Origin of the sequence: Serinibacter arcticus, assembly GCF_003121705.1 — a bacterium.
GTDB lineage: Bacteria > Actinomycetota > Actinomycetes > Actinomycetales > Beutenbergiaceae > Litorihabitans.
The window spans coordinates 2,079,032-2,093,692 of sequence record NZ_PYHR01000002.1; the positions used below are offsets into that span (position 1 = coordinate 2,079,032).

10 protein-coding genes are annotated in these 14,661 nt (G+C 74.2%); 2 read left to right on the plus strand and 8 right to left on the minus strand.

Annotation, left to right across the window (positions count from 1 at the left end; all coding sequences use genetic code 11):
• Positions 1-221: 221 nt before the first annotated feature.
• The 3 genes from C8046_RS09490 to C8046_RS09500 form a co-directional block, all read right to left on the minus strand.
• Positions 222-2,687: a LuxR C-terminal-related transcriptional regulator gene (locus C8046_RS09490; protein WP_146197119.1), complete on the minus strand. Its 2,466-nt coding sequence runs from the start codon at positions 2,685-2,687 to the stop codon at positions 222-224.
• A 522-nt stretch (positions 2,688-3,209) separates the two neighbouring features.
• Positions 3,210-5,750, minus strand: a complete 2,541-nt coding sequence (locus C8046_RS09495; protein ID WP_109229230.1) for a LuxR C-terminal-related transcriptional regulator — start codon at positions 5,748-5,750, stop codon at positions 3,210-3,212.
• A gap of 120 nt (positions 5,751-5,870) precedes the next feature.
• A complete protein-coding gene (locus tag C8046_RS09500) occupies positions 5,871-7,073 on the minus strand; it encodes a hypothetical protein (RefSeq protein ID WP_109229231.1) in 1,203 nt (400 codons plus the stop codon).
• Between the two features lie 102 nt (positions 7,074-7,175).
• Here C8046_RS09500 and pdxY point away from each other — a divergent pair, with 102 nt between their 5' ends.
• Positions 7,176-8,027, plus strand: a complete 852-nt coding sequence (pdxY, locus tag C8046_RS09505) for a pyridoxal kinase PdxY (RefSeq protein ID WP_109229232.1) — start codon at positions 7,176-7,178, stop codon at positions 8,025-8,027.
• Between the two features lie 162 nt (positions 8,028-8,189).
• Here pdxY and C8046_RS09510 read toward each other — a convergent pair whose 3' ends face one another.
• The gene (locus C8046_RS09510; protein WP_235866262.1) at positions 8,190-8,996 is read right to left on the minus strand and encodes an ABC transporter permease; all 807 of its coding nucleotides are present in this window, start codon (positions 8,994-8,996) and stop codon (positions 8,190-8,192) included.
• Positions 8,993-9,778, minus strand: coding sequence for an ABC transporter ATP-binding protein (locus C8046_RS09515; protein ID WP_235866263.1), 786 nt, complete (start codon positions 9,776-9,778; stop codon positions 8,993-8,995). Before C8046_RS09515 ends, C8046_RS09510 begins: the two co-directional genes overlap by 4 nt.
• A gap of 161 nt (positions 9,779-9,939) precedes the next feature.
• Between C8046_RS09515 and C8046_RS09520 the strand changes: the two genes are divergently transcribed.
• Positions 9,940-10,884, plus strand: coding sequence for an EamA family transporter (locus tag C8046_RS09520; protein WP_109229234.1), 945 nt, complete (start codon positions 9,940-9,942; stop codon positions 10,882-10,884).
• Here C8046_RS09520 and C8046_RS09525 read toward each other — a convergent pair.
• The 3 genes from C8046_RS09525 to C8046_RS09535 all read right to left on the minus strand — a co-directional run bounded on the left by C8046_RS09525 (position 10,874) and on the right by C8046_RS09535 (position 14,628).
• Positions 10,874-11,626: an ABC transporter ATP-binding protein gene (locus tag C8046_RS09525; protein ID WP_109229235.1), complete on the minus strand. Its 753-nt coding sequence runs from the start codon at positions 11,624-11,626 to the stop codon at positions 10,874-10,876. The two genes, C8046_RS09520 and C8046_RS09525, sit on opposite strands and share 11 nt — an antisense overlap.
• Position 11,627: 1 nt before the next feature.
• Positions 11,628-13,262, minus strand: coding sequence for an ABC transporter permease (locus C8046_RS09530; protein ID WP_235866264.1), 1,635 nt, complete (start codon positions 13,260-13,262; stop codon positions 11,628-11,630).
• Between the two features lie 226 nt (positions 13,263-13,488).
• Positions 13,489-14,628: a thiamine ABC transporter substrate-binding protein gene (locus C8046_RS09535; RefSeq protein WP_109229236.1), complete on the minus strand. Its 1,140-nt coding sequence runs from the start codon at positions 14,626-14,628 to the stop codon at positions 13,489-13,491.
• Positions 14,629-14,661 lie beyond the last annotated feature (33 nt).

Sequence of the window (14,661 nt, forward strand, 5' to 3'; positions counted from 1 at the left end):
CTCCACCTCTCGTTGGTGCCGGCGCCCTCCGCCGACATCTGTCCTCACCGTGACCGTGACACCCGAGCCCTGTGTGCGACAGGGGTCGGGACGCGTCTGCGTGCTGCCGTCGTTCACGTACGTACGTTCTCTGCCGGACTGCGTAACAGTTCCCGTCAGAACGGTTCCACGACCACAGGTGTGGAATGTCCTGGCCGCGCGGCGACCCCGAGCCATGACGGCTACCTCCCCAGGACCGATCGCGGTTGCGTGATCAGGTAGTCGCGGATCTGCGTCCGGCTGTCGACCCCTGCCTTGCGCATGATTCGCAGGACGTGCGTCTCGACGGTCCTGACCGAGAGCACGAGACGCTGCGCGATGACCCGGTTGCTCGCCCCCGCCGCCACCATCCCGGCGATCTCCCGCTCGCGGTCGGTCAGTGCCGAGGCCCCCGGCCCGGGAACGTCGGCGGGGCCCCCGGCGAGATCGTGGCGCAGCCGCTGCAGCTCCTCCGCCGCCTCGCGTCCCCAGGCCTCCTCGTCGTGCCTGCCGGCCGCGAGCACGGCGCGCCGGTACGCGCGGACCGCCGCATGGACGAGCCCGCGCTCCTCGAAGGCGCGCCCGGCCAGGACGAGCCCACCGGCGGACTCCTCCGCCCTGGCCACCGCGTAGTCGGCGTGCGCCAGCGCGGCGGGGGTCCCCCACTCGGTCACGAACTGCCGCACCCGCTCGAGCGGACCGGCGCTGGGCTCGACCTCGAACACGGTCAGCGCTGCAAGGGCCGCCCCGAACAGGTTCCCGGAGCCGCTCAGCGTGGTGAGTGCCGCCTCGAGATGACCGTCGGGATCCACCGACTGGTTCGTCGCCGAACGGGTTGCGAGGTCGTCCCACGCGCGGACGAGGTCGCCGAGCGGTTCGGCGCCGGGCGGCCCGACCGCCACCGCCGGCACCACCACGGGCGAGTCGGCGCCGGCGACCGCGTGCACGATCCCCGTCCGGGCCAGGGCGAAGTACTGACCGGGCCCCGGCTCCAGCGGAAGACCCAGCGCCAGGCCGAGATCGAGCATCTCGGTCAGCCGCGGCACCCGCAGTCCGATGAGCGCCGTCAGGACGACGCACTCCACGGCGCGGCGGATCACGTCGCGGTCGCGCAGAGCGAGCGCGGTCGCGATCAGCTCCTCCAGCGCTCGGACGGCGTCGCTCTCGCGGCCCTCCACGGCCGCCACCACCGCGCCCACCATCACGAGGTCGCTCGCGCGACCCTCGGAGGGCGACCCCGCACCCACCGTCCGCCCCGCGGCCGCGAGGTCACCGATCGCCAGCTGCAGCCGCGCGAGGGTCAGCCGGATCTCCCCCTCGACCCACGGCGCGTGACCGGTCGACCGGGCGAGCTCCTCGGCCTCAGCCAGTCGCTGGGCGACGGGTGTGGCGACGTCGAGACGCAGCGCGAGCGCCAGCAGCAGCTCACCGTGACGAACGGCGTCCTTCGCCGCCCGCCGCAGCCCCGCGACGGCGTCCGCGGCCCCACCGTGCCAGCGTGCGGCGTGCCGCCATCGCAGTGCCTGCCACTCCACGACCGCTCGGTCGCTGCCCGGAAGAACGGCCGAGCCGGCCAGCACGGCGTGCAGCTCCCGCTCGAGACCTGCGCTCTCGAGCACGGTGAGGAGCGCGACGGCGGAGTCGCGGTCCGGCTGTCTCTCCCAGGCGGTCCGGGCCAGGCCGACGCGGTGACTCTCCGTGTCCGCCAGCAGGCGAGCGACCGCCCCGGCCTCGGCCGGCTCCCCGGTGGCCGGCGCCGACGCCGCCGGACCGAGGAGCGCACGCCGACGCAGCGAGGGGACCGTCGCGCGCAGGTGGTCGGCGAGCACCGGCGGACGGACGAGCACCCGGGGACACTCCCTTCCGATCTCCTCCACGAGACCCCGGCGCTCGAGTCGCTCCAGGCTCTCGGGTGACAGCCGGTCGGCGATCGCGTCCAGCTCGGCCGGGCCCAGCAGGGCGAGCATCTCGAGGTCGCGCCGCTCGTCGGCCGACAGGTCGCCGACGAGGTCCTCCAGCACCGGCTCCAGGCCGCGGCCGGTCAGCACGAGGTCGACGGGCTCCCCGCTCGTCCGTCCCAGGTGACGTTCGCCGTTCTCGACGAGAGCCCGTGCCAGGGCGGTCCGGCCGTCGACGTAGGCGTGCAGGCGAGCGGCCAGCGCGAGCCCGACGGGCAGGCCGGTCAGCTCGGCCAGGGTGGTCCGGAGCTCCTCGATCGACGGCCGCGGCGCGGCGACGGTCACGGCGTCGGACGGCATCTCGGCGGTGGCGGACCGCGGGTGACGGGAGACCACGAGGAGGAGCCCCGTGCGCTGCTGGAGCGACCGCAGCACCGCCCAGGCCGTGGGGTCGAGGCGGTGCAGGTCGCGAACCAGCACGATCGTGCGCTCGCCGCGCACGGCTGCCGCCATCTCGTCCACGGCGGCTCCGAGACCGTTGCGGCCCTCCTGCGTCGGGCGCAGACCCGCGTGGACGAGCGCCGCCAGCGGCGCGCCCGGCAGAGGCGGCACGGCCTCCACGTGGATCGTGCGCCACCCCGTGGCCTCGAGCTGCGTACGAACCGCCCCGAGGATCGCCGACCGGTCCTCGGGCTCGGCCGAGACGATCGTCGCGTGTCGGCCGCGCGAGACGGCGTCGAGCACCTTCAGCACGGCGCCACCCCGGCTCATCGTCCGCCGTCCCGCTGGGCGGCGCGGCCCCGCCCCGGACAGGCGCCGGGGTGAGGGGACCTACCACCGCACCGGTCAGCACGGGGGCTGACGGTGACACGGCGGTGCAGAGCGCCGTCGGGGAGGGGCCGCGGACGCCAGCCTGCGCCACGTCGACCGAACGTCGCGGCCGGTCGGGTCCACGGTTGCGTAGCCACTCCGGTGCGGCTACGTAGTCGGACCGCCGGAGACGGCGGAAGGGTGAGGACGGCGGCTCGCTGCACGAGAGGCTCCGGGTGTCGGACGATGAGGAACGCCCGGAAGCGCGGTCGACGACGACGCAGCTCCGGTCCGCGTCCGCTTCCCGACCGTGCGAGGTCGGAGGTGGTGCTGACGCGGGCCCGGTACGACGTCCGGTGTGCCCCCTGGCGGGATCAACCTAGGAAGGTTCGGACCCGCGCGCCCTTCCTGGCGCCGCTCCGGGCCGCGGGTCACCCCGGCTTTCACCCCGTGGCGCACCTTTGACGACGTTGGGGCCGGACATCACCCGTGCGAACGGTCGACCAGACTCGTCAGGCGGGCGACGACGGCCGCCTCCTCCCACCCCGGGACCCCCACCTTGCGGTAGATCTGACGCAGCTGGGTCTTGATCGTATTCGGCGAGACGAAGAGCCGCTCGGCGAGCGCGCGCACGTCGGGCGTGGCTCCGAGCGCGCCCAGGGCGTCGAGCACGACGACCTCACGGGAGGACAGCTGCTGGACCACCTGGGGGACGACCAGGCGCCCGAACCTCGCCTCCAGGTCGGCGACGAACCCCGCAGCCGTCGGGTCGAGCGTCAACGTGCGCATCTGGCGCAACAGCTGGACCGTCGTCGTCCGGCCGTGGCGCGCGAAGGGAACGAGCGTGCCCGTCCGGGTCGCGAGCGCCAGCGCCCGGACCAGGGAGGCGTCGGAGGACGCCCGGTGCCCCAGATCCCGTTCCACCAGCGAGTGGAGCACGAGTGCCCACACGGAGTGCCGACCGGCGTACAGCCGCGGGTCCGTCACGACCCCACCGAGCACCGCCGCCGCCTCCTCGAGCCGGCCCGACTCCCACAGCAGCCGCGCGTGCACGCGGTGCTCGAACGTGAAGTGCGGGGGTCCCCCGCCCACGGCGGCGGCCTCGTCCAGGTCCCCGCGGGCCGTGAGGAGCTCCACCCGGTAGGAGCGCAGGAGGCTCCGCTCGTACGCGGAGAACCGACGTCGCCCCGTGGCTGCGGCGAACACGTCGAGCTGGGTGAGGGCCGCATCCTCCGTCCCGGTCACGAGGCCCAGAACGGTCTCGAGGTTCAGCCTGAGCACCTCGACGACGAGCGGGTCGCGGTCCGGCTCCGCCCCGACCGGACCGAAGCCCGTGCGCAGCTCGGCGGCCGACTCGTCGGTGCGGAGCTGAGCGAGCTGCCGGTAGGCCCGCCCGTAGCTGCGCAGCCGTGGCAGCGGGATCGCCTCGAGGCTTCCTTCGTCCCCGCGCGCGGTCATGGCGGCGGGAACGCCGACGGTCCCGGCCACGAACTCGCCCCCGGCGCGCGCCAGCAGCGTCGCCAGGCTGCCCTCGGGCAGCGCGGCCGCCGAGCGCAGCGCCACCTGGGCCCCCGGGTAGTCACCGGTCGCCAGGTGGGCGAAGGCGAGCTGGGTCAGGACTCCCGCCCGGAGCACGGGATCGTCGACGTCACGTCCCTCCGCCGCCGCGCCCGCCAGCCGCGCCAGCGACTCCGCGTGGTCGCCGTCGACCCGGGCGATCACTCCGAGCACGAGCTCGGCCACCACCTTCTCCCGAGGGCCGAGCGCGACGGACGACGTCTCGGCACGCTCCACGAGACCGAGCGCGCGGCGGACCTGGGCCGGCTCCACCACCCCGGGATGACCGGTGTGGGTGAGGTCCACGAGGGATCGCGCGACCGCCAGCGCCAGGGGCGGCCGGTCCCGGAGCTCGGCATCGGTGAAGAGCCGACCGAGAAGCCCGGCGTCCAGGCGGTCAACGGTCGCGACGTCGGCGGCGAGGAGTCGGGCGAGAGCCTCGCGCTCGCCGTGCTCGACGAGCACTCCCACGGCCCGGTCGGGACGGTCGACGGCCCACAGCACCCGGGCGAGGTCCTGGGTGTGGCTCGACCCGTCGGGACCGCTCGGGGCAGGCCCCGCGAGGGTCAGCAACGCCCGCAGCGACGGCGTGACGGCGACGTCGCCCTCACTGCCGACGGGTGAGAGGAGTCGGGACTCGAGGAGGTCGCGGAGCCCGGTCGGCACTCCGACGTCCCGCGACAGCACGGTCACGGCTGCGGCGGGAACCTGGGGCGCGAGCGCGGCCCGCAGGAGCACCACGGCCAGCTCCGGGGTGGCGAGATCCTCGAGACCCACCTGGGCGACGAGCTCCGCGGTCGCCGTCGTCGCCTCATCCAGCCGGCGCCGGAAGCTCCCTCCGGCGGGTCGGGGGGCGGGATCACCCGGTCCGTCCGTCGCGTCCTCGTCCTCCTCACGGACAAGACGGTCGACGAGGCGACTCACGACGGCGACCCAGCCGCCCGTCGCCTGGTGGATCGCCCAGGCGTCCTCATCGTCCATCACGACCCCGCGCAGCGTGGCGAGCTGCCGGATCTCCGGAGGCGTGAGGTGGAAGGTGACGGGCCTGAGCACACGCGGAGCCGCGATCCCGACCTCGGCCAGCCGAGCCAGGTCCCTCGACGGCGACGCCGTGCCGCGCACCACCACGACCACCCGACCGTCCCGCGGCCCCGAGGCCGCCAGCAGCCTCGCCACCAGGGCGGTCAGGTCGGGGCGCTCGACGCCGAGCCCGACGACGACCGGTCCGTCGTCGACCTCCCCCACGAGGCGCGTCGCCTCGGCGACGATCTGCTCGCCGTCGAGCCGAGGATGCGGGGGGACCCACGGGAACCCGGTCGACTCCGACCACTGCTCCAGGGCCGTCGTCCGGCCGAGACCGGCGGGTCCGCTCAGCAGGACGACCGACGAGTCGACGGCGTCCGAGAGCTCGGCGAGCAGCCGCGGACGCGGGAGCGGGGGGAAGGCGGAACGGCTGCCACGGGGCATGGAAACGGGTCCTCACAAGACGGCGACATCTGGTTGTCCCCGCTCGAGCGGCACGGGCGCCGCTGATCCCCGGGGCCAGTATGCCCGCGTGCCGGAGTCTCGGCACGTCGGCGAACCGACCTAGCCGTCCCCGAGCACCCCCGCCACCGTCACGCCCTCGTCGATGAACCGGTTGTCGTACAGCGCCGTCGGATCGACGTCGGCATCGGCCGGCAGCGAGCCGGTCGCCTGGAGGACGGGCACGAAGGTCTCGACCGTCTCGGCCACCCGGTCGCCGTCGATCATCCCGAAGACGCCCGAGGCGGGGTCGTCGAAGACGAGGTCGTCGCCGAGCTGCGTCTCGACCGAGAACGCCGCCGCCTCCGCCGAGTAGGTCCAGGACGTCTGGTACTGCTCGACCAGGTCGACGATGAGTGCGTTCGTGCGCTCCGGCTCGGCGAGGAAGTCGAGCTGCGAGCGCTGCAGGATCGGCACGAGTCGCTCGAGGCAGTCGGCCTCACCCTCGACGTCGGCCTCGCGCACCGTGATCGGCTCGGGGTAGATCGAGTACCCGAGCTCGTGCAGGTACTGGAACGCGACCGGCTTCATCCACTGCGCGATCTCGTTCTCGTACACGAACGGCTCGTTCGTGCCGAAGCCCTGCTGCATGATCGACGGATCGGTCACGAACCGCTGCGGCGTGCCCTCGTAGGACGTGTCGATCTGGTCCATCGACACGATCCCCTGGTCCGAGAGCAGCGACGGGATGATCTCGCCGCCGGTGACGATCGTCGCGCCGGAGGCGGCGACGTCGGCGATGGTCTCGGCGCCGGGGTGGCTGGCGGGGTCCCACATGTAGATCTGCGGCGACAGCGTGAGCTGGCTCGTGACGGCGACGACGGGGCGTCCGTCCGCGGCGGCCTGGATCGACTGGTCGGTGTTCACCGCGCCGACGAGGATGTCGGTGTCGAGGTAGAGCAGGTCGCTGACGCGCTGGAACCCGACGTTCGGGCCCCCGGCCCTGACCTCGATCTCCACCCCGGTGTCCACGCCCTGCGCGACCAGCGGCCCGCGCACGGCCTTGATGTCGTTGTCGACGACGTAGCCGTTGCCGACCAGCTCGTACATCGCGCCGTGCTCGGACTGGGGCTGCCAGTCCTGCTGCATCACCACCGTGGCGGGACACACATCGGCGAGGTCGAGGGCGGAACCGGCCTCGGCGGCGGGGGCGTCGGAGCCGCTCCCCTCGCCGTCGCCACCCGCGGAGGTGGGCGCACAGGCGGACAGGAGGGTCGCCGTCGCGACGACGAGGGCAAGGGTGGGGGCAGCGAGTCTGGGGGTCATGAGGTGGATCCGTTTCGGGCTCTGGGGAACCAGCCGGTGGTTCCTGGCGATTTCAGCGGCAACGCGAATCGTACGCGCGCGAGGGAGGAATACCCTGTCGGGGTGAAGATCCTCTCGATCCAGTCCTCCGTCGCCTACGGCCACGTCGGCAACTCCGCCGCGGTCTTCCCGCTCCAGCGCATCGGCGTCGAGGTGCTGCCCGTCTACACGGTGCACTTCTCCAACCACACCGGCTACGGCGCGTGGCGCGGTCCGCTGCTCGCGCCCGAGGACGTGCGCGCCGTCATCACGGGTATCGAGGAGCGCGGCGTGCTCGGCCAGATCGACGCGGTGCTCTCGGGCTACCAGGGCGGCGAGGGCATCGGCGACGTGATCCTCGACGCCGTCGCGCGCGTCAAGGCCGCCAACCCGGACGCGATCTACGCGTGCGACCCCGTGATGGGCAACGCGAAGTCCGGCTGCTTCGTGGCACCGGCGATCCCCGAGCTGCTGCGCGACCGCGTGGTCCCGGCGGCCGACATCATCACGCCGAACCAGTTCGAGCTCGGCTTCCTCACGCGGACGGAGCCGCTGTCGCTGGAGTCGACCCTCGAGTCCGTGGACGCGGCCCGCGCGATGGGCCCCTCCACGGTGCTGGTGACGAGCGTGGAGCGTCCCGACCGCCCCGAGGGCACCATCGAGATGCTCGCCGTGACGCCCGACGGCGCGTGGATCGTTCAGACGCCGCTCATCCCGTTCAAGGCGAACGGCTCCGGGGACGTGACGGCGGCGCTGTTCACCGCGCACTACCGCCGCACGGGTGACGCGGCCGACGCGCTGGCCCGCACGACGTCGTCGGTCTTCGACCTCCTGCAGGACACCTACGACTCGGGCGAGCGCGAGCTGCGCCTGGTCGAGTCGCAGGAGTACTACGCCCACCCGCGGATGCAGTTCGAGGTCACGCAGGTCCGCTGACCCGCTACCTCGAGGGGGTAGTTGCCGCCCCTCGAGGGGGTAGTTGCCGCCCCTCGAGGGGGTAGTTGCCGCCCCTCGAGGGGGTAGTTGCCGCCCCTCGCGGGGGTAGTTGCCGCCCCTCGCGGGGGTGGTTGCCGCCCCTCGCGGGGGTGGTTCCAGCCGTCAGCGCCCCGCGGGCGACCCGTACCAGCGCCCGACGACGGCCCGGTCCAGCGCCGCGAACACCGAGAACACGACCACGCCGAACAGCGCCGTCAGCCCGACGGCGGTCAGCAGCGCCTCCATGTTGAGCCGCAGCGTGTAGACCCGCAGCAGCCCGCCGATCCCGACGTCGCCCTGCTGGAAGAAGAAGTCGCCGACGATCGCGCCGATCACGCTGAGCCCGGCCGCCGTCCGCAGCCCGGTGAACACGGACGGCACGGCGGCCGGCGCCTGCAGCTTCGTCAGCCGCTGCCACCGCGTCGCACGCGCCAGCGTGAAGAGGTCGTGCGAGGCCCGGCTGGGGGCCGACGTCAGGCCGAAGAAGGTGTTCGAGATGACGGGGAAGATCGCGATGATCACCGCCACCACCACGCGCGCCGGGATCCCGTACCCGAACCAGATCCCGATCAGCGGGGTGAGCGCGAGGATCGGCACGGTCTGCAGGATGACGGCGTAGGGGTACAGGATCCGCTCGGCCCACCGCGACTGCGCCATCACCACGGCCCAGGCGAGACCGATCACGACGGCGAGCGCCAGTCCCAGCAGCGCCACCAGACTGGTGCGACCCAGGGCCGCGAGCATGGGCTGCATGATCGTCGGGTTCCCGAGGGTCGCGAGAACCTCGTGCGGCGGGGGCAGCAGGAACCGGCGCTCGGGGCTGAGCACGACGAGGCTGACGAACGTCCAGATCACACCGATGCCGGCGAGCGCCGCGAGCACGGAGAGGATCTGGGTGGCCCAGCCGGGCAACCCCCGACGGCGCGTCACGACGCCTCCTCGAGCAGGCGGGAGACGTGCCCGGTGAGCTCCGCGAACTCGGCGGTGTAGCGCACCTCGGGCGAGCGCGGGTGCTCCCACGGAACCGGCACCTCGGCCGCGATCGTGCCGGGTCCCATCACGAGGACGCGGTCGGAGAGGTAGACCGCCTCGGAGACGGAGTGCGTGATGAACAGCGCCCCGAACCGTCGGGCGGCGAACAGGTCCTGCAGCAGCGTCTGGAGGTGGAGCCGCGTGATCTCGTCCAGCGCGCCGAACGGCTCGTCGAAGAGCGCCAGCTCCGGCTCCGAGACCAGCGCTCGGGCGATCGAGACGCGCATCCGCATCCCGCCAGACAGCTGGCGCGGATGCTTCGCGGTGGCGTCGGCGAGCCCGACGGCGTCGAGCCCCGCCAGCGCCCGCGCGCGCCGCTCCTCGCGCGGGAGGCCGCGCAGCTCGCCCACGAGCTCGACGTTGCGCAGCGCGGTGCGCCACTCCAGCAGGGTCGGGTCCTGGAAGACGAACGACGTCGTCGCGTCGGCCGCGACGGTCAGCTCACCCTCCGTGGGCGCGAGGAGGCCGGCCGCGAGGCGCAGGATCGTCGTCTTGCCGCAGCCCGACGGGCCGACCAGCGTGACGAGCTCGCCCGGCGCGACCGCGAGGTCGATGCCCGTCAGCGCGCGGGTGCCGTCCTCGAACACCATGCCCACGCCGTCGAGCCGGAGGGCGGGAGGGCCGGAGATCCCTCGGGGTCCGGGCGGCCCGGACGTCGCGGCAGCGGGCTCGATCGGCACGGGGTCAGCGTAACCGCGCCGCGCGACCGCGCCCCTGTGGTCGCGAATCCGCCCGGATCGCGACCACAAGGGCGCCGTCGCCACGCCTCCCCAGCCACAAGGTCGCGGCCACCATCCGCCGTTGCGGACACGGGTCCGGCCCGGGCGTCCCGTCCGCCACCATGGACCCCGTGACGACCCCACCACCCGCGCTCGCGATCGCCCATGGCGGCGGCGGCACGGGCGTCGGCGCGCTCATGGTCGTCGGCAGCTGCGTCTCGCTGCAGTTCGGCGCCGCGTTCGCCGCCCAGCTGTTCCCCGTGCTCGGCCCCGGCGGCACCACGCTCCTGCGCCTCGGGATCGCCGCGATCGTCCTGCTCGCCGTCTTCCGGCCCCGCGTGCGCACCTGGGCGCGCGCGCAGTGGTTGGCCGTCGGCGCCCTCGGTCTCGCGCTCGCCGGCATGAACGGGGCGTTCTACGCCTCGATCGCGCGCATCCCGCTCGGCATCGCCGTCACGATCGAGTTCCTCGGCCCCCTCGTGCTCGCGGCCGCGCTCACGCGGCGCTGGCGCGACACGGTCTGGGTGCTCGTCGCGGGCGCCGGCATCGTGGCGCTGGGCCTGGGCCATCCCGGCGAGAGCGACGGCGGCGACGGCCCCGTCGGCGGCCTCGACCCGGTCGGCGTCGTCCTCGCCCTGGTCGCCGCCGCCTTCTGGGCCGCCTACATCCTCGCCAACGCCCGGGTCAGCGCTCGCGTCCCGGGGATGGGCGGACTCGCCGTCGCCATGGTGGTCGCGACGGCGGCGGTCGCCCCGCTCGGTGGCGGTGCGGTCGGCGTCGTGACCGAACCGCACCTGCTCCTCATCGCCGCCGGCACCGCCGCGCTGGCCTCGGTCATCCCCTACACGCTCGAGCTCGCGGCCCTGCGGCGCCTGCCGGCCCGCGCGTTCAGCATCCTGCTGAGCCTCGAACCGGCGGTCGCGTGCCTCGCGGGGTTCCTCCTGCTGTCCCAGACGCTGACCTGGGTGCAGGCGCTCGCCGTCGCCGTCGTGGTCGCGGCGAGCGTCGGCTCGACGCTCTCCTCCCGCGGCAATCCGCCGACCCCACCCACCCCCGTCACGCCCTGAGCGGCACCCCGAGGAACCCGGCCACCTCGGCGCTCGCGGGCGCCGCGCGGAGCACGTCCGGCGTCGCCACCTGGGCCAGCCGCCCCTCCAGCATCACGGCCACGCGGTCGGCCACGGTGAACGCCTCCGTGTGGTCGTGCGTCACGTACAGCGCGGTCGTCCCGGCCGCGCGCAGCACCCGTCCGAGCTCCCCGACCAGCTCCTCGCGCAGCCGACGGTCGAGCGAGGACAGCGGCTCGTCGAGCAGCAGCAGCCGCGGCGACGGCGCGAGCGATCGCGCGAGCGCCACCCGCTGCGCCTGACCGCCCGACAGCGTCGCGATCGCGCGGCGCTCGTAGCCCGCCAGCCCGACCAGCTCCAGCATCGCCTCGACGCGGGAGGCCCGTACCGCCCTCGACGCACCCCACTCCGTCCCGCGCAGCCCGTACGCGACGTTCCCCGCGACGTCGCGGTGCGGGAAGAGCTGCCCGTCCTGGAACATCAGCCCGAACCCGCGGCGGTGCGTCGGCACGCGGGTGAGGTCCTCGCCGTCCCACGCCACCGACCCCGCCGTGAGCGGCTCCAGGCCGGCGATCGCGCGCAGCAGGCTGGACTTGCCGCAGCCCGACGGTCCGAGCAGCGCGAGCACCTCACCGCCCGCGATGGCGAGGTCGACGCCGTCGACGGCCGTGGTCGCCCGCGTCCCCTCCCCGTAGCGCACGACGGCGTCGCGCACGCTCAGCCCCGACTCCTGACCGCCCATGTCACACCTCTCCCGCGTGGGCGGGGCGCAGTCGCTCCGCCGTCGTCATCACGAGCCCGACCACGACGGCGAGGATCACCGACGCCGCGAGGGCCATGCCGTAGTTCCCGTCCCCGGGCCGGCCGAGCAGCCGGAAGATCACCACCGGGAGGGTGGGCCGATCGGGGCGGGCGAGGAACGACGTCGCGCCGAACTCCCCCAGCGACACGGCGAACGCGAACCCGACCGCGAGGCCGAGCGAGCGCAGCACCAGCGGTCCGTCCACGGTGAGCAGCACCCGGCCCGGGCCGGCGCCGAGCGTCGCGGCCGCCTGCCGCAGCCGCGGGTCGATCGCGCGCAGCACCGGCAGCACGGCGCGCACGACGAGCGGGATCGCAACCATCGCCTGCGCGATCGGGATGAGCAGGAGCGAGCTGCGCAGGTCGAGCGGCGGCCGGTCGAGGGCGATCAGGAACCCGAACCCGACGGTGACGGCGGAGACGCCGAGCGGGAGCATGACGGCCGCGTCGAGCGCGCCGATCCCCCGGCGGCCGAGGCGCGAACGCGGCCGGCGGGAGAGCACGAGCGCGAGCACCACCCCGACGACGACGGCGATGATCGTCGCGTCCACTGCGATCCTCAGCGAGTTCTCGGTCGCCTGCCAGACGCTCACGCTGAGAGCGCGGTCCCCGGTCGTGGCGAGGTTGGCGTAGTGGCGCAGCGTCCACGCGCCGTCGTGCCGGAACGAGCGCACGAGCATCGTCAGCAGCGGCAGCGCGATCAGGCCCACGACGACGGCGGTCAGCGCGGCGGCCGCGACGTCCAGCCCCGAGCCCCCGCGACCGCGCCCGAGCGCGAGCCGCAGCGGCGCCGTCGCGCGCGAGGTCTCCACCAGGGCGAGCGCGCGCTCGCGGCTGCGACGGGCGCGGCCGGAGACGGTCAGGGCGAGCGCGACGACCACCAGCTGCACCACGCTCAGCACCGAGGCCGCGCGCAGGTCGAGGAATTGGGTGGTCTGCAGCCAGATCTCGACCTCGACGGTCGCGTAGCGCGAGCCGCCGAGCACGAGGACGACGGCGAACGCCGTCGCGCAGAAGAGGAAGACGAGCGAGGCGGCCGAGGCGATCGCCGGCGCGAGCGCCGGAAGGGTCACGGTCAGCAGCGCACGCAGCGGCGAGGCCCCGAGCGCCCGGGCCGCCTGCTCGGTGCGCGGGTCGAGGCGCTCCCACACGGTGCCGACCATGCGGACCACGAGCCCGTAGTTGAAGAACACCAGCGCCGCGATGATCGCCGGGAACGTGCGGTCCCAACCGAGGAAGCCGAGCGGGCCCGCGGGCGCGAGGAGCGCGCGGAACGCGACGCCGACGACCACGCTCGGCAGCACGAACGGCACCGCGACCAGCGCGCGCACCACGCGGCGCCCCGGGAACGTGCGGCGGTAGAGCACGTACGCCCCGGGGACGCCGAGCAGGACGGCGATGACCGTGCCGAGCGAGGCCTGGCCGAGCGTGTGGCCGACGACGCGCCACGTGCGCGCGCTGCCGAGCACCTCCGCGAAGCCGCCGAGGTCGAGCACGCCGTCGGTGACGAAACCGCGCGCGACCAGGGTCGCCACGGGGTAGGCGAAGAACACGCCGAGAAAGGCGAGCGGGAGCACGACGGCGAGGGTCCACGCCGTCGTGCGCCCCGCCGTCGCCCACGAGAGCCTTCGCGAGGCCTTTCTGGCGCGGTCGCGAGGCCCTTCGGGTCCGTTCCCGAGGCCCTTCGGGCTCGCATCCGAGGCCGTTGTGGTCACCACGGCGTCACCGCAGCGCACCCGAAAGGCCTCGCGACGACGCCGCAACGGCCTCGGGAACGGACCCGAAGGGCCTCGCGGATGGTTGTCACCCCAGGACCGTCTGCGTCCAGGTGTCGATCCAGTCGCTCCGGTTCGCGGTGATGTCGGCGGCCGGGACGTCCCACGGCGCGCTCGCGAGCGGCGCGAACTCGGCCCAGTCGGCCGGGAGCTCGACGCCTGCGTCGACGGGGTAGACGTACATCTGCTCGGGGACGTCGGCCTGGACCGGCTCCGAGAGCAGGAAGTCGACGAACGCCTGCGCGCCCTCGGGGTTCGCGGCGCCGTCGAGCACGCCCGCGTACTCGACCTGGCGGAAGCAGGTGTCCAGCAGCGCGGCGGTGGTGGGGACGCCGTCGTCGCCGATGGTCACGGGCGGGGAGGAGGCGTAGGACAGCACGACCGGGCGCTCACCCTCGCCCTCGCCGCCGGAGAAGTCGACGTAGTAGGCGTCGGACCAGCCGTCGACCACGAGCACGTCGTTGTCGCGCAGCTGCTCCCAGTAGGCGACCCAGCCGGACTCGCCCTTGGCCCCGATCGTGGCGAGCAGGAACGCGAGCCCGGGCGAGGACGTCGCGGGGTTGGTCACGACCGTCTGCCCCGCGTACTCGGGCAGCACCAGGTCGTCGAAGGAGGCGGGCGGCTCCTGCCCGTTCTCCTCGTACCAGCCGAGGTCGACGTTGAGGCAGACGTCGGAGACGTCGATCGGCGTCAGCGCGTCCCCGAGCAGGTACTGCTCGGCGCTCGCCGGCAGCGCGGGCGAGGTGTACGGCGCGAACACGCCCTCGTCCACGGCGCGCGAGGCGAACGTCGTGTCGACGCCGAACACCACGTCCCCCAGCGGCGAGGCCTTGGTCAGCACGAGCTGGTTGACGAGCGCGCCGCCGTCGCCGGGCGCGACCTGCGTGACCGCGATGCCCGTCTCCTCCGTGAACGCCGCGAGCACGTCCTCGCTGAGGTTGAACGAGTCGTGGGTGACCAGCGTGATGGACGACGACGGCGACGCGCCCTCGCCCGACGGCTCACCGGAGTCGGTGGCCGAGTCGCTCGGGCTGCTCGTCGCGCTCGGCGCGGGCGAGCCGCCGCCGAGCGAGCAGCCCGCGAGGGCGAGGAGCGAGGCGGACGTGAGCGCCGCCGTCGCGATCAGCGGGCGACGGCGGAGGCGCGGGCGCGCGGTGGTGGGGGTCATGCGGTGGTCCTCCCAGAGGTGCGTGGGAGGGCC